The 16,800-nt window shown below is 38.3% G+C and carries 20 protein-coding genes; 13 read left to right on the forward strand and 7 right to left on the reverse strand.

The features are described 5' to 3' along the window. Positions 1 to 668 precede the first annotated feature (668 nt). From argS to speE, 4 genes are all read right to left on the reverse strand, one after another. Positions 669 to 2,339 (reverse strand): arginine--tRNA ligase, encoded by a 1,671-nt coding sequence (argS, locus tag HOO54_RS20165; RefSeq protein WP_172298462.1) that lies wholly within the window; start codon positions 2,337 to 2,339, stop codon positions 669 to 671. After that, the gene (locus HOO54_RS20170; protein WP_172298464.1) at positions 2,336 to 2,764 is read right to left on the reverse strand and encodes a YwiB family protein; all 429 of its coding nucleotides are present in this window, start codon (positions 2,762 to 2,764) and stop codon (positions 2,336 to 2,338) included. Before HOO54_RS20170 ends, argS begins: the two co-directional genes overlap by 4 nt. 135 nt (positions 2,765 to 2,899) lie before the next feature. Beyond that, positions 2,900 to 3,772, reverse strand: a complete 873-nt coding sequence (gene speB, locus HOO54_RS20175; RefSeq protein ID WP_172298466.1) for an agmatinase — start codon at positions 3,770 to 3,772, stop codon at positions 2,900 to 2,902. Between the two features lie 51 nt (positions 3,773 to 3,823). Further along, positions 3,824 to 4,654 carry a spermidine synthase gene (speE, locus tag HOO54_RS20180; RefSeq protein WP_172298468.1) on the reverse strand — a complete coding sequence of 277 codons (831 nt, stop codon included), beginning with the start codon at positions 4,652 to 4,654 and terminating at the stop codon, positions 3,824 to 3,826. Between the two features lie 320 nt (positions 4,655 to 4,974). Here speE and HOO54_RS20185 point away from each other — a divergent pair, with 320 nt between their 5' ends. The 5 genes from HOO54_RS20185 (at position 4,975) to HOO54_RS20205 (ending at position 10,145) form a co-directional block, all read left to right on the forward strand. Then, positions 4,975 to 5,754, forward strand: a complete 780-nt coding sequence (locus HOO54_RS20185; protein WP_172298470.1) for a hypothetical protein — start codon at positions 4,975 to 4,977, stop codon at positions 5,752 to 5,754. Further along, complete coding sequence (locus HOO54_RS20190; RefSeq protein WP_172298472.1) at positions 5,751 to 6,389, forward strand: ABC transporter ATP-binding protein; 639 nt, start codon at positions 5,751 to 5,753, stop codon at positions 6,387 to 6,389. Before HOO54_RS20185 ends, HOO54_RS20190 begins: the two co-directional genes overlap by 4 nt. Then, positions 6,386 to 7,150, forward strand: coding sequence for a hypothetical protein (locus HOO54_RS23895; protein ID WP_216664811.1), 765 nt, complete (start codon positions 6,386 to 6,388; stop codon positions 7,148 to 7,150). Before HOO54_RS20190 ends, HOO54_RS23895 begins: the two co-directional genes overlap by 4 nt. Next, complete coding sequence (locus HOO54_RS20200) at positions 7,147 to 7,773, forward strand: hypothetical protein (protein WP_172298474.1); 627 nt, start codon at positions 7,147 to 7,149, stop codon at positions 7,771 to 7,773. The genes HOO54_RS23895 and HOO54_RS20200 overlap by 4 nt, the downstream gene beginning before the upstream one ends. Positions 7,774 to 8,075: 302 nt before the next feature. Then, positions 8,076 to 10,145, forward strand: a complete 2,070-nt coding sequence (locus HOO54_RS20205; RefSeq protein ID WP_172298476.1) for a transglycosylase domain-containing protein — start codon at positions 8,076 to 8,078, stop codon at positions 10,143 to 10,145. A gap of 46 nt (positions 10,146 to 10,191) precedes the next feature. Here the strand turns inward: HOO54_RS20205 and fabZ are convergent, their stop codons facing one another. The 3 genes from fabZ to HOO54_RS20220 all read right to left on the reverse strand — a co-directional run bounded on the left by fabZ (position 10,192) and on the right by HOO54_RS20220 (position 11,961). Then, positions 10,192 to 10,617, reverse strand: coding sequence for a 3-hydroxyacyl-ACP dehydratase FabZ (fabZ, locus tag HOO54_RS20210; RefSeq protein ID WP_172298478.1), 426 nt, complete (start codon positions 10,615 to 10,617; stop codon positions 10,192 to 10,194). A gap of 156 nt (positions 10,618 to 10,773) precedes the next feature. Beyond that, positions 10,774 to 11,289 (reverse strand): YwhD family protein, encoded by a 516-nt coding sequence (locus HOO54_RS20215; RefSeq protein ID WP_172298480.1) that lies wholly within the window; start codon positions 11,287 to 11,289, stop codon positions 10,774 to 10,776. 12 nt (positions 11,290 to 11,301) lie between these two features. Further along, the gene (locus tag HOO54_RS20220) at positions 11,302 to 11,961 is read right to left on the reverse strand and encodes a site-2 protease family protein (RefSeq protein ID WP_253907721.1); all 660 of its coding nucleotides are present in this window, start codon (positions 11,959 to 11,961) and stop codon (positions 11,302 to 11,304) included. Between the two features lie 112 nt (positions 11,962 to 12,073). Here HOO54_RS20220 and HOO54_RS20225 point away from each other — a divergent pair, with 112 nt between their 5' ends. From HOO54_RS20225 to HOO54_RS20260, 8 genes are all read left to right on the forward strand, one after another. Further along, on the forward strand, positions 12,074 to 12,259 hold the full coding sequence (locus HOO54_RS20225) for a 2-hydroxymuconate tautomerase (protein ID WP_172298484.1): 186 nt from the start codon (positions 12,074 to 12,076) through the stop codon (positions 12,257 to 12,259). Between the two features lie 153 nt (positions 12,260 to 12,412). Further along, the gene (locus HOO54_RS20230) at positions 12,413 to 13,129 is read left to right on the forward strand and encodes a lipoprotein YvcA (RefSeq protein WP_172298486.1); all 717 of its coding nucleotides are present in this window, start codon (positions 12,413 to 12,415) and stop codon (positions 13,127 to 13,129) included. Beyond that, on the forward strand, positions 13,119 to 13,268 hold the full coding sequence (locus tag HOO54_RS20235; RefSeq protein WP_172298488.1) for a hypothetical protein: 150 nt from the start codon (positions 13,119 to 13,121) through the stop codon (positions 13,266 to 13,268). The genes HOO54_RS20230 and HOO54_RS20235 overlap by 11 nt, the downstream gene beginning before the upstream one ends. 338 nt (positions 13,269 to 13,606) lie before the next feature. Then, on the forward strand, positions 13,607 to 14,335 hold the full coding sequence (locus HOO54_RS20240) for a lipoprotein YvcA (RefSeq protein ID WP_172298490.1): 729 nt from the start codon (positions 13,607 to 13,609) through the stop codon (positions 14,333 to 14,335). Then, positions 14,325 to 14,555 (forward strand): hypothetical protein, encoded by a 231-nt coding sequence (locus tag HOO54_RS20245; protein WP_172298492.1) that lies wholly within the window; start codon positions 14,325 to 14,327, stop codon positions 14,553 to 14,555. Before HOO54_RS20240 ends, HOO54_RS20245 begins: the two co-directional genes overlap by 11 nt. 276 nt (positions 14,556 to 14,831) lie before the next feature. Then, a complete protein-coding gene (locus HOO54_RS20250) occupies positions 14,832 to 15,551 on the forward strand; it encodes a lipoprotein YvcA (RefSeq protein WP_172298494.1) in 720 nt (239 codons plus the stop codon). Beyond that, positions 15,544 to 15,693 (forward strand): hypothetical protein, encoded by a 150-nt coding sequence (locus tag HOO54_RS20255; RefSeq protein ID WP_172298496.1) that lies wholly within the window; start codon positions 15,544 to 15,546, stop codon positions 15,691 to 15,693. Before HOO54_RS20250 ends, HOO54_RS20255 begins: the two co-directional genes overlap by 8 nt. 356 nt (positions 15,694 to 16,049) lie before the next feature. After that, the gene (locus HOO54_RS20260; protein WP_172298498.1) at positions 16,050 to 16,769 is read left to right on the forward strand and encodes a lipoprotein YvcA; all 720 of its coding nucleotides are present in this window, start codon (positions 16,050 to 16,052) and stop codon (positions 16,767 to 16,769) included. The last annotated feature ends 31 nt before the right edge of the window (positions 16,770 to 16,800 follow it).

Consider the following 16,800-nt stretch of genomic DNA (forward strand, 5'->3'; position numbering starts at 1 on the left):
AAAAGATACGCTTTAAAACCTATTTGTTTGACCAAACATCTTCGAATTTCCTATAGATGAATCGAAGAACAAAACCCGAGATGACTCCGACACAAACAAACAGAATAGCGAAAATGAGGAACCCGATTGTAAACATTTGTTTTCCCTTTAAGGTGCCAAATAGAAGCCGACTTAGAACCATAATAAGAGCTATATTGGTGCTAATTAAAGGTAAGCGATTAACCCACCTGTTATAGTTCTTTCTTAGTTGGTCCTTTGTTAACTTTTTAGCAGCCATTTCAAATCACTCCCAAAATAGTATAACATAGCACTTTATACGTTTAAATGGGTTTGTTGGGTTTATTTTGTAAATATGGTTTGCAAAACCTTATCAATTATCTATAATGAACATTATCTTTTGACACCTCTAGTTGAGAAGTTGATTTTACATCTGACCCTCTATTTTGAGGATTTTTGGGCATGAGAAACGATTTATAGGAGACCTGATCTGGAGGTCTTAAAAAATGGTGGATTAACAGTAAATCTACGCTGATAAAACAGAAAAAGCCACCACACATATATAGCCCAGTAAGATGCTTAATCCATGCATGATTAAACCTCCATTTGTTGTACTTTCTTCCAACATAACAAAATCCCTCATCCATTTGAAGTGGGTGAGGGATTTATTCTTACATCTTTTCAGGTGCGGAAACACCAATCAATGTTAATGCATTATTTAATGTAATTTGGGTTGCTTTCATTAAAGCTAAGCGAGCCCGGCTTTTTTCTTCATCAGCCGGATCAAGAACTTTCTCAGCATTGTAAAAGCTATGAAGCACAGATGATAGCTCAAAAATATAGTTTGTCACACGGTGTGGAATTCTTTTCAAAGCAGCATCAGTAACTGCTTCAGGGAATCCACCGATCACTTTTAACAAATCATACTCTTTTTCAGAAGTAATTTTTGTTAGATCAAGATTCCCTTCAAAAGAAAGCCCTTTTTCTTCACCTTGACGGAGCATACTGCAAATTCTCGCATGTGCATATTGTGCATAATAAACCGGATTTTCGTTTGATGACGAAACGGCAAGGTCAAGGTCAAAATCCATATGGGTATCAGCACTGCGCATCGCAAAGAAATAACGAACTGCGTCAAGACCGACCTCATCAATTAAATCACGCATTGTGACAGCTTTACCTGTTCGTTTGCTCATCTTCATTTTTTCACCGTTTTTGTATAGGTGGACGAGCTGGATAATCTCCACTTCAAGTGTGCCTTTTTTATGGCCGAGAGCTTCAATGGCTGCCTGCATCCGCGGAATATAACCGTGATGGTCTGCACCCCAAATATTAATTAATTTATCAAAGCCGCGGGCCAGCTTATCTTTATGATAGGCAATGTCTGGGAGGAGATACGTGTATGATCCGTCACTCTTAATTAAGACGCGGTCTTTGTCATCACCAAATGCTGTGGACCGAAACCATGTCGCGCCATCTTTTTCATAAATATGTCCTTTTTCCCGAAGGGTATCGAGCGCCTCATCAATTTTACCGTTTTGATAAAGTGATGTCTCTGAATACCAAACATCAAATGGTACCCGAAAATCTTCAAGATCTTCGCGAAGTTTTGCTAGTTCATACTTCAAGCCATATTCACGGAAAAATGCGAGACGCTCACTTTCTTCTTGATGAATAAAACGATCACCAAACTCTTCCGCAAGTTTTTGGCCAATTCCTTTAATATCTTCACCGCGATAGCCGTCTTCAGGCATCGGTTTCTCCTTGCCAAGCGCCTCAAAATAACGTACTTCAACTGATAAGGCAAGGTTGTTTATTTGATTACCAGCATCATTAATATAATATTCGCGACTGACATCATAACCGGATTTCTCGAGAATATTACATAAGGAATCACCGACAGCTGCACCGCGGGCATGTCCTAAATGAAGATCCCCTGTCGGATTTGCAGACACGAATTCGACCTGAACCTTCGCACCACCGCCAGTATTTGTTTCACCATACGCTTCTCCTGCTTGAAGCACAGCTGGAATCAGATTTGTTAAATACTGATTGTCCATATAAAAATTGATAAATCCAGGACCTGCAATCTCAAGCTTATCAATCGATGCTTTGCTTTTATCAAAGGATGTGACAATCTCTTCGGCTATGTTGCGAGGCGCTTTTTTGGCAATTTTCGCTAGCTGCATTGCCATATTGGTTGAAAAATCGCCATGTGACTTATCTTTTGGTACTTCTAACACGACCTCAGGAATGTCGCTCACTTCAGCCAGTCCTGCTTTAATGACTGCTTCCTTGATTTCCTGTTTTAGCTTATCCTTTGTCTGTTCAACTATGTTCATGACTCATGTCCTCCTTGATACGAAATTGACATTTTATGTAAATGTCTTTGGTCTTGGCTGATGATCATATCATACAAAATATGAATATTTCCGTTTGAAGACTGCTGACTGACCGATAATACCTTCGTATCAACCCCCAGTTCTAAACTGCCAAAAGGCATCTTATAACGGGTGGTCGTCCGACTTCCCGGCCTAAATCTTTGTTTCATTTTAATCGCACCAGAACGCATAATCAAGACTTCATGTTCGCTTGCCTTGACAACCGTTTTAATCTTGCCCGCTTCATGTTCTTCTTCATATGAAAGATATATTTTATCTTTTTTCATATAATAAATTCCTGTTGTTTTGAATTCAATTGTTTCAGCATCTGCTCCTTCCTGAATAAGAGATTTTACATGAATGTTCACGGGCATCTCCTGATCCATTCTGACACATCCTTTTTACAACCTTCTTAAGTACTATTTTCCCTTATATACATCTTAACAGAACAGCCTTGAAGATAAACAATTTTTCTAAAAAATGATGAAGAAAAAAGCCGTCCTAAAGAGGACAGCTCAGGGTTATTTTACCCAACCGAGCAGCATTTCTCGAATAAGCTTGCTTGCCGTATTTGCTGTTTGTTCAGAATGATCATAGATCGGCGCCACTTCAACTAAGTCTGCCCCGACGACATGAACATGAGACCGGGCAATTTCATGAATCGAAGCAAGCAATTCTTTTGAAGTAATCCCTCCAGCATCGACCGTACCAGTTCCAGGTGCATGTGCTGGATCTAGGACATCGATGTCGATCGTGACATAGACCGGACGACCGCTGAGTTTCGGTAAAACTTGTTTAAGAGGCTCAAGTACTTCAAACTTGGAAATGTGCATACCGTTTTCTTTCGCCCATTCGAACTCCTCCTTCATTCCGGAACGAATCCCAAATGAAAAAATATGTTCAGGACCGATCAGTTCTGCCGCTTTACGGATCGGTGTTGAATGTGAAAGCGGCTCTCCTTCATAATCAACACGAAGATCTGTATGGGCATCCATATGGATGATAGCAAGATCGGGATATTTCTTATACATCGCTTTAATAACAGGCCATGAGACAAGGTGTTCGCCGCCTAAGCCAAGCGGAAACTTACCTTTTTCCAGAATGCTGTCAACATATGTTTCGATCAGCTCAAGACTGCGCTCTGGATTTCCGAAAGGCAGAGGTATGTCGCCAGCGTCAAAGAAATGAATCTCACCAAGCTCTCTATCTAAATAAGGACTGTATTCTTCAAGCCCGATCGATACTTCACGAATTCTCGCTGGGCCAAACCGGGAACCTGGCCGATAGCTAACCGTCCAGTCCATCGGCATTCCGTAAAGAATGGCGTCAGCCTCTTCCCAATCAGGACGGCTTGCGATAAAAACTTTTCCAGAATATGCTTCATCAAATCTCATCGATCTGCCTCCTCGAAAAAAGCGCAGAACCACTGCCTGCGCAAGTTATTTTTATTTGATTAAATCACCAACGAACTTAGGTAACACGAATGCCGCTTGATGAATCTCTTTTGTATAGTATTTTGTATCAATATCAAAGAAACGGCTCTCTTCCACTTGTAGCGGATCGTATTTTTTCGAACCGATCGTAAACGTCCATAATCCACTTGGATATGTAGGGATATTCGCCAAATATAGTTTTGTAATTGGAAAAATTTCTTTCACATCACGCTGAACATTTGTGATCAACTCAGGCGTAAACCAAGGATTATCTGTCTGAGCAACAAAAATACCATCTTCTTTTAAAGCCTTGGCAATTCCAGCATAGAAACCTTTTGTAAATAGGTTGACAGCTGGACCGACTGGCTCTGTAGAATCCACCATAATGACATCATATTGATTTTCCGATTTGGCAATGTGCATGAAACCGTCATCCACTTTCACTTCAACACGTGGATCATCAAGTTTACCAGCAATAGACGGCAAAAACTTCTTCGAGTATTCGATCACTTTGCCATCGATATCAACAAGTGTTGCTTTTTTGACGCTCGGGTGTTTTAAGACTTCACGAATGACGCCGCCGTCACCGCCGCCGACAACAAGCACTTGCTCAGGATTTGGGTGTGTAAACAATGGAACATGGGCCACCATTTCATGATAGACAAACTCATCTTTTTCAGAGGTCATCACCATGCCATCTAAAAACAGCATATTGCCAAACTCTTCTGTCTCCGCCATTTCAAGTTTTTGAAAGTCTGTTTGTTCTGTATGTAAAGTCTTGTTGATTTTCATTGTAATTCCGAAATTCTTCGTTTGTTTCTCTGTATACCAAAGTCCGCTCACAGCGTCATCTTCCTTTCGTCATCAACTAGATGTCCACTTATTTTTCACTTTAAAAACGTTGTTTATTCCAAGGAAAAAGTATAGAGGAATTGCAGGGTATTGTAAAGATTGGAGTAAAAAAATAAGATTTTCTTTTTTTATAAATTTTCCATAACCATTTGCTTTTTAACGACGTCCACTTATTATAAGAAAGTATTCCCAAGAAGAGAAAGGAATGGTTTTTAAACAGGATAAAAGATGTGTGAAAACTATATTTCACATCCACTTGTTTACTTTTAGGTTTAAAAAGACATATACTCTATTTTGAAAGGAACACAATCATGCAAATGAATCATTTTTTTCTGCAAGTCAAACAACTGAAATCATATTCATTAATAGCTATTATTTTATTGTTCCCTTTAACCATTACAATGTTGGAATTTAATCATGGACTTGTTGGGACAGGAATCAATGCTGTATTATTCCATGCATATTTAAGTTCTTTTGATGCTTCTCCATTGGTATTTTCGCTGCTCATTATTTTACTTGTATCAGAACTGTTAGCAAGAGAATGGCTAAGCGATTTGCGAGTGTGGAGCATGATGCGAATCGGCTATACACCATACATGCTCAGAAAAATATCTTTCACGTTAGCGTGTGTATGTTTATACATACTTATAGGAGACTTATTATCACTGCTTTTTTTAGGTACGGTTCATGGCTTTCAATGGACATCAGATCCATTAGTTATTGCTGAAGGCTTAAATGGCATTTTCGGACCATTTCTTACAATGCTGGTGCTGGTCATCATTCAAATGTTGCAAGCTGTTGGATATGCCCTCTGCTCACTGTGGATTCTGCAAATGGCTAAACGACTTTGGGAAACGATTGTTTATCCGTTTATACTGATTGTCATTTTACCTATTCTATTATTTTATTTTTCGATTCTCCCTGAGAAATGGGTACCATTATCCATCCCTGAGTTTGTTCTTTACGATCATGGAAATGGATGGAAGTCGCTTGGGATTAATCTGGCTGTATTGCTTTCAACTATCGCTGTTTATGGTTTCTTACTGTTCATAACGTTATTTTACAAAAAAAGAAAGGGGCTTGTACGATGATTGTAGAAATTCGCAGCGTACAAAAGCGCTTTAGAGGAAAACGTGTATTAGAAGATGTCAATCTTACAATCAATGAGAAAGAGATCGTCGGAATTGTCGGTGGCAATGGTTCAGGTAAAACAACCATTCTCAGACTTTTGGCAGGCTTAATGTATGCCGATCGCGGCGATGTTATGGTTCATGGCGAAACACTCAAAAAAGGCCAGTTTCCTGGAAACATCGGCTTACTGATTGAGACACCCAGGTTTATCGACCGTTTATCAGGTTATGACAACCTGAAAATGTTGGCTGATCTAAAAGGTGAAATAGGGAATCCGGAGATTCGTGCTACGATGGAAAAATTGAAACTAGATCCTGATTTAAAAGATGGTGTTAAAACGTATTCACTTGGGATGAATCAACGGTTAGGTCTAACACAAGTGTTTATGGAGAAACCGAAATTACTGTTGCTTGATGAACCGACAAACGCGCTTGATGAAGATAGTAAAAAGCGCTTTGAAGAAATGCTTTTTGAAGCGCGGGAGCAAGGGGCAGGTGTTGCACTCGTTTCACATCATAAGGAAGAAGTTCAGCGATTATGTGATCGAGTTTATATGCTTGAAGAAGGTGTTTTAAAGGAAGTTCAGACTGTATGATCAAACACGTTATAAAACTGCATATGATAAAACGTTGGAAAAGACTTTTATTGGCATTTTTGCTTGCTGGAGGAGCAATTGTTGTTTTTGAGCCGGTTTATTTCCCAAATACAAATACACCTTCTTTGCTAGACTGGCTCTTGGAAATCAGCGGTTCCCTGCTGGTCATTCCATTTTTTAGCGGGCTGATTTTAACACTGCTTTGTTTTGACACAACACAATGGTTGTGGACGCCGTTCGGCACAGCTTCATTGGCGCGGCTCAAGAAACGTAGCACATTGTTTTGGAGCTATCTTGCCTTAGGAACAGCAATTGCGACCTATGTCGTGATCATTTTACTATTTTGGAGTATTGTGATTGGTTATTTTAAATTTGATGGTTTTGCTGAAACAAATACCCACCCGTTTTTTCAATTAACAGCATCATCTTTTTGGTTTGTTGTCTCCCGCTGGTTTATTGTTTGGTGGTCATTTTGCTTCATCATCTTTTTAGGTTTTGCAGGTGCTTTTCTAACGAAAAAAGTGCTTATCGCATTCTCCTTATCTTTAGGGTGGTCATTTGCTGTATTAGCCCTTTTCAAATCGAACATCTTTATGAAAGGATTTCTACCTGGGGAAGGAATGATATTAGGAGTTCATGCAAATGGAACCTCACCTTTATTGATTATGTCTGCAACTGAATGTGCAGTTCTGATCTTGGTGTTTGTGTTTTATCAAATTGTGATTCAAACAACCCTCGTCATGCCAAGAACTGAACGATGAAAAAAATTGATGTTCTCTGGTTATTGTCCGGCACGATCTCATTGCGGCTTAAACAATCACTTGATTTATCAATGTGGAAAAATGAAGGTGTTCAAGTCAACATAGCACATGTGTTGACGAACAACACTTTAGTTGATTCTGTCTTATGGATCGCTTTTTCTATGTTTGGTGCTCTGTTTGTTTTAAGCAAGATTTTAGATTTACGAGAACTGTACCCATTACTTCCCGGCCGCATAACATCACGCACAAGATTGATCAGGAAAGAAATTGTGATGGTCTGCTGGCGAACTGCTGGCTATGTCCTCCTATCTTTTTTAATACTAGTCTGGAATGGCAACTTTACTGCTGGCACAACGTTTTCACTTCTATATGCTTGGATGTCTCTCAGCTTTTTAGTGAGCCTATTACTTATTCTAGAAAACAGATTTGGTATTTGGCTGATGTTGCTGATTATTTCAACGATATCGCCACTTTCATCATATCTTCCATGGATGTATGGACAAGCCTACAACTTCTGGCAATCTGGAACAGCCCTCATCCATACAAGTGTCATTCTGGCTTTGTCATTTGCTCTCATCTTGATGTATATGATCAAAATGAAGCGTGCGGACTTAAGGTTTTAATCTTTAGATCACTTAGACTAAAAAAGAAAATCATCAACCCGGAGCTGTCTAAAAAGTCCTTTATCAACTTGAATCAGGGGGAATTGCGAGACTCCTGTGGGAACAGCAAGCCAGGCTCGCGCTCGTGGATCGCCCGCGGAAAGCGAGCAAATTCCCCCATTTTTATTCATTCGCACTACTTTCAGGACCCCCTTCATTTTATCCTTGCTTTATCCATTCTTTTTTTCTCCTAGTTTAAATCCCTCATTTTTTTCTCATAATGATAAGAACATTTGATTTTAAACTTGGGAGGAGATTTTAGCATGGATATGATGACGGATAAGCGAGTCCGTTTGACCATTAAAACAATCCGGGCTTTTCTGTTCATCAGTATATTGATGATCCTCTTCCTTTCGATTCTTGTGATCTCGGTGATTCTTGTTGCCAGATGGCAAGGTGCTCCTTCTGTTCAGATTGCAAAATCAACTGTACTTTATGATGGAAATGGAAAACAGCTAGGTGAGACACATGGGGGGCAAAAACGGTATTGGGTTTCACTTGAAGATATCAACCCCGCTGTCATTGATGCAACAATTGCTGTTGAGGATCGAAACTTTTTTCAACACCATGGGTTTGACTATCTCCGAATGGCTGGAGCTGCAGTTGCCGACTTGAAAGCGATGTCTAAAGTTCAAGGAGCAAGTACGATTACCCAACAATATGCGAGAAATCTCTTTCTTGAACATGATAAAACATGGAAAAGAAAATGGAATGAGGCTTTCTATACGATCCGTCTTGAGCAAAACTATTCAAAAAAAGACATTTTAGAAGGCTATTTAAATACGATTTATTATGGACATGGGGCATATGGAATCGAAGCTGCTTCCCGTTTGTACTTTGGCAAGCACGCTAAAGATATTAACGCAGCCGAAGCCGCAATGCTTGCCGGGATTCCGAAAGGTCCATCTCTCTACTCGCCATTAGTTAACGAAAAAAAAGCGAAAGATCGCCAGGAGATGATTTTAACGATGATGGCGAAACAACACAAGTTGACAAAACAGGAGGCAGCAAAACTCAAAAACATGCCGCTTTCCTATCAGCCACTTGACCAACAACCAGATGCGAAAACCGCTCCTTATTTTTTTGATGAAGCTTTAAAAGAAACCGCACGCATCTTAGATTTAACACCAGGGCAAGCGGAAACAGGCGGTTATCATATTTATACAACGATCAATCCTCGTCTGCAAAAAATTGCTGAACAGACGATCAATCATACAATCGATTCGACATCTGATATTCAAGCAGGGTTTGTCGCAATCGATCCGACAACCGGTCATGTCCTCGCTCTTGTGGGTGGACGCAATTATCAAAAAAGTACATTCAATCGTGTGACACAGGCCCAACGACAACCAGGTTCAACGATGAAACCGTTTCTATATTATGCAGCCATTCAAAACGGATTTACACCAGCAACACGAATGCGAAGCGCAGAAACAACTTTTGATCTTGGACGCGGGGAAATCTATTCCCCGGGCAATTATCATGGATATTATGCAAATGGACCGATTACCCTGTTACAGGCACTTGCTTTATCTGACAATATTTACGCAGTCAAAACACACCTTTTTCTTGGGATGGATAAGCTTGTAAATGTCGCAAAACAATTTGGAATTAAGAGCCATTTACAGAAGGTACCATCGCTTGCCTTAGGAACTTCTCCGGTTAAACCGATTGAGATGGTGAACGGTTATGCCATGTTTGCAAATGGCGGAAAAAAAATCAACCCATCTTTTATTACGAAAATTACCGATTCAGATGGTAACGTACTCTATGAAAAACCGAACGATGATCAACAGGTCATCGACCAACAGGCGGCATTTATTACAGCACACATGATGACAGGGATGTTTGACAAATCTCTCAATGGCTACACATCAGTAACCGGTCAAAAGATTGCTGACCAATTAACGCGCGATTATGCAGGGAAATCTGGAACGACCAGTACAGACAGCTGGATGATCGGTTTTTATCCTGGGCTTGCTTCAGGTGTCTGGACAGGCTATGACAAAGAACGAACAATTGATGCTGTAGCAGAACGAAATTATGCTAAACAAATCTGGGCCACCTTTATGGAAAAAGCACTTGAAAACCAACCGTATCGAGCATTATTGCCGCCAGAAGGGGTGAAAGGAATGTACATTGATCCTGTCACAGGCTATGGTGCTGCACCGAGCTGTCACACTAAACATTTCAGCTATTTTATAGAAGGAACAGAGCCAGAACAAGTCTGTTTCGGCAAGGAAATCGATAAAAAACAAGAAAAACTGCAAAAATTCACCAGACCAAAGAAACCGCTAAAATGGTGGGAAAGATGGTTTAGAAAAAGCGAATAGATTGACTAAAATCTGCACCCGATATTAGGCGTGCAGTTTTGTTTTATTAATTGTAAAGAGCGAATGTCACTTCTGCTTCACAAGCAATTTCTCCATCTACTGTAGCAACAGCATGGGCTTTTGCAATGAACCCCCGAACTCTTGTGATATCTACTTCAAGCCGTAACTGGTCTCCAGGATGGACTTGTTTTTTGAAGCGACAACGGTCAATTCCGGCAAACAACCCAATCTTCCCTCGATTTTCATCCTTCATTAACATCACAACTGCACTTACTTGCGCTAACGCTTCCACGATGAGAACACCTGGCATGACTGGATAACCTGGAAAGTGGCCTTGAAAGAATTCTTCATTAGCCGTAACATTTTTTATTCCGACTGCCCGCTTCCCTTCCTCGACTTCAAGAATACGATCAACTAATAAAAATGGATCACGATGTGGAATGATTTCTTTCATTTGTTGGGTATGGAACATCAATCTCTCTCCTTCACCGAATTAGTACCTGGTCATATGATTATATCATATATCCTGGTATAAATATGGTCTATCATAAGGAAGATGATAATCGAAGGCCGCCTCCAAAATGAAAAAGCATGTACCCGGTATATATCCAGACACATGCCAATAATGCTACTCCTGCAACAAACTATTTTTTAGTTCAGCTGATGAACGATCCCAAAATCCCTGATCATGTTGTTTAAGAAATTCCGCAAGCACACCCTTAGAATCTTCATCCATATGTCCAACGATCATCTTCCGTTTCATCGACTTATCCATTAGGTTGACATGTTCAGGCAGTGATTTATAGCCGCGGCGAATGCTTCTGTCGACCGTCATTTCACAAGCGGTAACCCCTGCGTAATAAGGCCCTTCCTCTTTGCGGTCAATCGTTACCCATACAAGCCAGTAAGGTTTTCCATTTGGCACTTCCTCTTTATTTGGAAGAAATTTAATCCCTTTTTCAACCGTACTTCTAGCATGCATCGCACCAATATCGATGAATGCTTCTTTTTCCAATACATCAACGAAAACAGGAGAAATGTTATCAAGGCTTAACGAACCGGCACCAAAACCTCCGTGTCCATCTGTCGGATCGCTTTTAATAATATTAAAGCCAATCGGCTTTTTCTTTTTTCCTTGTTCCATAAAAAATACCTCCTACATCAGCGGTCTTAACATTGTGTTAAATATACCTATGATAATGTTACAGCCATTATTTAAAAAAGGCCAGAATACAGAATTTCCAAGCGGTGTAATGACGATGATCAAAAAAACGAGTGATCCGTATGCTTCATACTTCGTCAGCTGTGCCCGCAGATTAGGTGAGACCAGATCTTGAATGACCCGAAACCCGTCAAGCGGCGGAAATGGCATTAAATTAAAGAGAAACAACACCAAATTCAAATTGATCCATATTTCAAAACAGGTGAAGAATTCATTTGAGAAAGATAAAGGTAGAACACCGTACAGCTTTATCCCTAGTGCAATCATCAAAAAACCAAAAAAAGCAAGAATTAAGTTACTGATAGGACCTGCTATAGAAACGAGAATTCCAGCAAGCCTTGGCTTTTTAAAATAAATGCGGTTAACAGGTACTGGCCTCGCCCAACCAAATCCCATAATAAAAATCAACAGCGTCCCAAACGGATCAAGATGCTTGAGTGGATTCAAGGTCAGCCTGCCCTGCCGTTTAGCCGTTTCATCACCAAATTTGTACGCCACATAAGCATGTGCCAGTTCATGGACAGTTAAAGCAGCGATCAACGTCATTAAAACATATGGAATTACTTCTAATGGATATCTTAAAAAATGCTCCAAAGTCGTCTTTTCCCTCTTTCTCGTATACAAAGATTTAATATATTACAGTATACTATAAGAGCATCTGATCCTAAAGAGATCGTTCACATTTTTAGCAGGAGGAGGAAATACCATGCCATATGTCACAGTACAAATGCTCGAAGGACGCACAGACGAACAAAAAAGAAATCTCGTCGAAAAAGTAACAGAGGTCGTCTCTGAAACAACTGGTGCACCTGTCGAAAAAATTGCGGTCATCATCGAAGAAATGAAAAAAGAAAACTACGGTGTCGCAGGCAAACGCATCAGCGATATTTAAGCGGTATTTAATAGGAAATGATAACCCGAATAATACATAAACGTTATTCGGGTTAATTACTCATCCTCTTCAACTTCACACACCATCCACCCATACTGTAATATAGAAAAGAGCCTAGCAGCAATTGCAAACAAACCCCTTGGAGGTTGACCAATGAAAAAAATGATCATCATCTGTTTTACTTTAATATTAGTGGTGACAAGCGGATGTAGCATAAATGACAAACAAAACAGCAAAACCGAAGCTGTCAAACCGATCGACATGGACCCGAAAGATTTACCTAAAGTTCCCGCTTTTCAAGACAAGACAACAAGAGAGTATATGGCGTCGACGAAGGAAGTGGAGCCTGGGTATTATTTGCTGGAGTCGAAGTTGAAGGGGTTTACAATTATATTTCCGAAAAGAGGAAATATAATTCCAAATCTTTCTTCGTATAATGACGAAAACTATGAAACTATTGTTTTTGATAGTTACAATTCCAAGACAAATATCTATATCAATGTTGATATAAGTTATTTCTATAATAAAGATTATTCTTTGGAGACCATGATTGATTCAGTCAAAGGAAAAAATGGATATAGAGGTGATTTTAATAAAAAGATTAAACCCGGAAAAGAAATATATTTTGCTTATCAAAAAATAGTTCATGATAACCCAGATAGAAAATATAATGACTCGTATATGTATTTTGGCTATATAAATTCTACAGAAGTGGAGCACTCTGGCATAGAATTTTCTTTTATCTTTAATTGTCCTGACGACAAAAAACCATGCGTTCTCAATGAAAAAACAGCTAAAACCGACGCCAAAAAAATGATTGATTCAATAACTTTTAATGTAAATAAGAAGGAGCAGAAAGATGGCAAGTAAAAATATTTTCGCAAATGAGAGTGTGAAAATAAGACTAATCGATCTCGATTATCGATATAAAGACCGATTTAATACAACTAATAAAAGTGATCTAGCAAAAGCAAAACAGGATTTTGAAGCTGATGTGCACAATTTATAAGAAGGAAACCTATGAGGGACTCCCGAAAACGTTTACTCATCCTAAAAACTTATCATTCAGATTATGAAGAATAATAATTTAATTGTAGATCCCTAAGTTGCCATTCCATCCAAACCACCCTAAGCCTTTAGACCTCTTTTCTCTATTAAGTACACCACAACACCCACCACCTCTCCCCTGCCATATCAATGATTACCCTTGAAAATTGGCACTTCAATAAACCACCCAAGACCAATTTACTATTTAACTCTTTACCCCCATCCTGTAACATGTAAAAGGATTGTAAACAGGCTATTCGTATCAATTGAAGCTAGACCTGAACCCTTGGAGGTTGACCAATGAAAAAAATGATCCTCATCTGTTTTACTTTAATATTAGTGGTGACAGGCGGATGTAGCATAAATGACAAACAAAACGGCAAGAAAGACAACAAAACAGAAGCGGTGAAACCGATCGACATGGATCCGAAAGATTTGCCTAAAGTTCCGGCTTTTCAGGATAAAGCAACAAGAGAATATATGGCGTCTACAAAGGAAGTGGAGCCTGGGTATTATTTGCTGGAGTCGAAGTTGAAGGGGTTTACAATGTTGTTTCCGGATAATGGTAAAATCGTTCAAATGCTAACCGAAAATGATGGTGAAAACTATGAAACTATTATTTTCGAAAGTTACAATAAAACAAGGAACGTATACCTCTATGGTAATATAAAATATTTCTATAATAGAGATTATTCTTTAGAGACCATGATTGATTCGGTCAAATCGTCAAATGGATATAAAGGTAATTTTAATAAGACAATTAAACCTGGAAAAGAAATACATTTCGCTTATAAAAAGATCGTTTATGACAACCCAGATAGAAAGTATAATGAATCGTATAGATATTTTGGTTATATAAATTCGACAGAAGTGAAGAACTCTGGTTTAGAATTTTCTTTTATCATTAATTGTTCTGACGATAAAAAACCATGTACTCTCAATGAAAAAAAAGCAAAAAAGGAAGCATATAAAATCATTGATTCTATAATTTTTAATGTAAATAAGAAGGAGCAGAAAGATGGCAAGTAAAAATATTTTCGCAAATGAGACTGTGAAAATAAGATTAATCGATCTCGAATATCGATACAAAAAACGCTTTCATACAACTAATAAAAATGATCTAGCAAAAGCAAAACAGGATTTTGAAGCTGATGTGCGGCGAATTTATAAAGAGGAAACCAATAAGGAACTCCCAAAAACGTTTACATATCCTATAAACTTATCTGCGAATTCAGATTATGAAGAATAATAATTTAATTGTAGATCCCTAAGTTTCCATTCCATCAAAATCCCCATAAGACTTTAGACCTCTTTTCTCTACCTGAGAACACCCAACACCCACCTCTCTATCCGTATCATATCAATGTTCATCCATGGTAATCAGGACTTCAACAAACTGACCGAGACTAATTTCCTATTTAACTCTACAAACCCATCTTGTAACATGAAAATGGATAAAATCATCAATTGCAAACAGGCCAATCGTATTAATTGAAACTAGGCCTTTACCCTTGGAGGTTGACCAATGAAAAAAATGATCATCATCTGTTTTACTTTAATATTAGTGGTGACAGGCGGATGTAGCATAAATGACAATCAAAACAGCAAAACAGAAGCTGTGAAACCGATCGATATGGACCCGAAAGATCTGCCTAAAGTTCCGGCTTTTCAGGATGAGAAGACTAGGGAGTATATGGCGTCTACGAAGGAAGTGGAGCCTGGATACTATCTGCTTGAATCGAAGTTGAAGGGGTTTACGATGTTGTTTCCAAAGAACGAGGAGATTCTTCCAAACCTTTCTTCAAATGATGGTGAAAACTATGAAAGTATTGTTTTTGAAGGTCACAATTCCAAAACAAATATCTATATCAGTGGTGATTTAAGTTATTATTATAAAACAAGTATTGTTGATAATATTGAAATGATGCTTGATGCTGTCAAAGGACAGAATGGATATAAAGGTGACTTTGACAAAATTAAAAAACCTGGAAAAGAAATTTATTTCGCTTACAAAAAGAACGTTCACGACAACCCAGATAGAAAGTATAATGATTCGTATAGGTATTTTGGTTATATAAATTCGACAGAAGTGAAGCACTCTGGTATAGATTTTTCTTTTATTATTAATTGTCATGACGATAAAAAACCATGTGTTCTCAATGAAGAAAAAGTTAAAACTGAAGCCAAGAAAATGATTGATTCAATAACTTTTAATGTTAACAAGAAGGAGCAGAAAAATGGCTAGTAACAATATTTTCGCAAATGAGACTGTGAAAATAAGATTAATCGATCTCGAATATCGATACAAAAAACGCTTTCATACAACTAATAAAAATGATCTAGCAAAAGCAAAACAGGATTTTGAAGCTGATGTGCACAATTTATAAGAAGGAAACCTATGAGGAACTCCCAAAAACGTTTACATATCCTAAAAACTTATCTGCGAATTCAGATTATGAAGAATAATGGTTCAATTGTAGACCTCTAAGTTTCCATTCCATCAAAATCATCCCTAAGACTTTAGACCTCTTTTCTCTACCTGAGAACACCCAACACCCACCTCTCTATCCGTATCATATCAATGTTCATCCATGGTAATCAGGACTTCAACAAACTGACCGAGACTAATTTCCTATTTAACTCTACAAACCCATCTTGTAACATAAAAAAGGATGAAATCATCAATTGTAAACAGGCTATTTGTATCAATTGGAGTTAGACCTGAACCCTTGGAGGGTGAACAATGAAAAAAATGATCATCATCTGCTTTACTTTAATATTAGCTGTGACAAGCGGATGTAATATAAATGACAATCAAAATAGCAAAACCGAAGCTGTCAAATCAATCGATATGGACCCGAAAGACTTGCCTAAAGTTCCGGCATTTCAAGATAAAGCAACAAGAGAATATATGGCGTCTACAAAGGAAGTGGAGCCTGGGTATTATTTGCTGGAGTCGGAGTTGAAGGGGTTTACCATGTCATTTCCTATAAATGGTAAAATAATTGAAAGGCTAACCGAAAATGACGGTGAAAACTATGAAACTATTATTTTTGAAAGTAACAATCCCAAAACAAATATTTCTATAACAGGTGATATGAGTTATTTCTATAATAAAGATTATACTTTGGAAACCATAATTAATTCAGTTAAAGGGGAAAATGGATATAAAGGGTATTTTAATAAAACGATAAAACCCGAAAAAGAAATATATTTCGCTTACAAAAAAACCGTTTTTAACAACCCAGATAGAAAGTATAATGATTTTTATATGTATTTTGGTTATATAAAGTCAACAGAAGTGAAGCATTCTGGTATAGAATTTTCTTTTATCATTAAGTGCCTTAAAGATGAAAAATCATGTAATCTAAATGAAGCATCGGCTAGGAAAAAAGCCAACAAAATGATCGATTCAATAACTTTTAATGTAAATAAAAAGGAGCAGAAAAAGAGACAACAATGAGGGACTCCTAAACGGGTGCTATACATCTAAA

Origin of the sequence: Bacillus sp. WMMC1349, from assembly GCF_013155385.1 — a bacterium.
Classification (GTDB): domain Bacteria; phylum Bacillota; class Bacilli; order Bacillales; family Bacillaceae; genus Bacillus.

Bases quoted from the DNA above. Each gene is read 5' to 3' on its own strand.
- argS (WP_172298462.1), bottom strand. From the start codon at position 2,339: ATGAACATAGTTGAACAGACAAAGGATAAGCTAAAACAGGAAATCAAG.
- HOO54_RS20170 (WP_172298464.1), bottom strand. From the start codon at position 2,764: ATGGATCAGGAGATGCCCGTGAACATTCATGTAAAATCTCTTATTCAG.
- speB (WP_172298466.1), bottom strand. From the start codon at position 3,772: ATGAGATTTGATGAAGCATATTCTGGAAAAGTTTTTATCGCAAGCCGT.
- HOO54_RS20185 (WP_172298470.1), top strand. From the start codon at position 4,975: ATGCAAATGAATCATTTTTTTCTGCAAGTCAAACAACTGAAATCATAT.
- HOO54_RS20190 (WP_172298472.1), top strand. From the start codon at position 5,751: ATGATTGTAGAAATTCGCAGCGTACAAAAGCGCTTTAGAGGAAAACGT.
- HOO54_RS23895 (WP_216664811.1), top strand. From the start codon at position 6,386: ATGATCAAACACGTTATAAAACTGCATATGATAAAACGTTGGAAAAGA.
- HOO54_RS20200 (WP_172298474.1), top strand. From the start codon at position 7,147: ATGAAAAAAATTGATGTTCTCTGGTTATTGTCCGGCACGATCTCATTG.
- HOO54_RS20205 (WP_172298476.1), top strand. From the start codon at position 8,076: ATGGATATGATGACGGATAAGCGAGTCCGTTTGACCATTAAAACAATC.
- fabZ (WP_172298478.1), bottom strand. From the start codon at position 10,617: ATGTTCCATACCCAACAAATGAAAGAAATCATTCCACATCGTGATCCA.
- HOO54_RS20215 (WP_172298480.1), bottom strand. From the start codon at position 11,289: ATGGAACAAGGAAAAAAGAAAAAGCCGATTGGCTTTAATATTATTAAA.
- HOO54_RS20225 (WP_172298484.1), top strand. From the start codon at position 12,074: ATGCCATATGTCACAGTACAAATGCTCGAAGGACGCACAGACGAACAA.
- HOO54_RS20230 (WP_172298486.1), top strand. From the start codon at position 12,413: ATGAAAAAAATGATCATCATCTGTTTTACTTTAATATTAGTGGTGACA.
- HOO54_RS20235 (WP_172298488.1), top strand. From the start codon at position 13,119: ATGGCAAGTAAAAATATTTTCGCAAATGAGAGTGTGAAAATAAGACTA.
- HOO54_RS20240 (WP_172298490.1), top strand. From the start codon at position 13,607: ATGAAAAAAATGATCCTCATCTGTTTTACTTTAATATTAGTGGTGACA.
- HOO54_RS20245 (WP_172298492.1), top strand. From the start codon at position 14,325: ATGGCAAGTAAAAATATTTTCGCAAATGAGACTGTGAAAATAAGATTA.
- HOO54_RS20250 (WP_172298494.1), top strand. From the start codon at position 14,832: ATGAAAAAAATGATCATCATCTGTTTTACTTTAATATTAGTGGTGACA.
- HOO54_RS20255 (WP_172298496.1), top strand. From the start codon at position 15,544: ATGGCTAGTAACAATATTTTCGCAAATGAGACTGTGAAAATAAGATTA.
- HOO54_RS20260 (WP_172298498.1), top strand. From the start codon at position 16,050: ATGAAAAAAATGATCATCATCTGCTTTACTTTAATATTAGCTGTGACA.